This is a genomic window from Aequorivita sp. CRS11 (assembly GCF_059693805.1).
In genome coordinates this window covers 1-759 of sequence record NZ_JCATIG010000046.1, presented here as the reverse complement: position 1 = coordinate 759, position 759 = coordinate 1, and the positions used below count along the sequence as shown (strand labels likewise).

1 protein-coding gene is annotated in these 759 nt (G+C 33.7%); it reads left to right on the top strand.

Going from position 1 to position 759, the window contains the following annotated elements:
* The first annotated feature begins 151 nt into the window (after nt 1-151).
* On the top strand, nt 152-616 hold the full coding sequence (locus AC58DT_RS15680; RefSeq protein ID WP_497217731.1) for a VOC family protein: 465 nt from the start codon (nt 152-154) through the stop codon (nt 614-616).
* Nucleotides 617-759 lie beyond the last annotated feature (143 nt).

Below are 759 nucleotides of genomic sequence, written 5' to 3'. Positions count from 1 at the left end.
TAAATTATACAATGAAATAAGATTACATTTATCTTTAAATTTCAAAACCCCAAATATGGTATATTTAAAAACAGCGTAAATCAATTTTAACCTGTAGCCATATTTCAGGACAAGACAGCTGAAAATAGAACTAACATTAACCAATAGAATTATGAAAAAACTAATTGCTCTGCTGATTTTAATCCAGTCTAGTGGATTTGTAATCGGACAAGAGAAAAGTGAAGTTTCTGTGAATTTCAATCACTTTGCTTTATCAGTAAAAGATTCTGATCAATCTGCGGAATTTTATAAAAACGTTCTAAATCTGAACGAAATCACAAATAGAACAATCATTGAAGGAATTAGATGGTTGTCGCTCGGCGAAGGAAAAGAATTGCATCTGATTTCAATTCTTAAAGATGAGATAAAAACGAATAAAGCAGTACACTTGGCATTGACTACATCTGATTTTGACTTGTTAATTGACAAGTTAAAGTCAATGAATATTGAATATTCTGACTGGCCTGGAACTGTAAATAAGATAAATGTTAGAGCTGACGGAATTAAGCAGGTGTTTTTTCAAGACCCAAATGGTTATTGGATTGAGGTAAATAGTGTCGCCGAACAAAAGAATTAAAAGCCAGCGCACAACAACGGTAACCGTTGCACAACCCCTTAATTCCGTAAAAGCTGACCCCGTTTAAGCCGTTTTAAGCGGCCTTGCTTTTTTGGTCAAGCTTGAGAATGAACCAAATTTGGTGCTTTTAAAAATGCCATGCT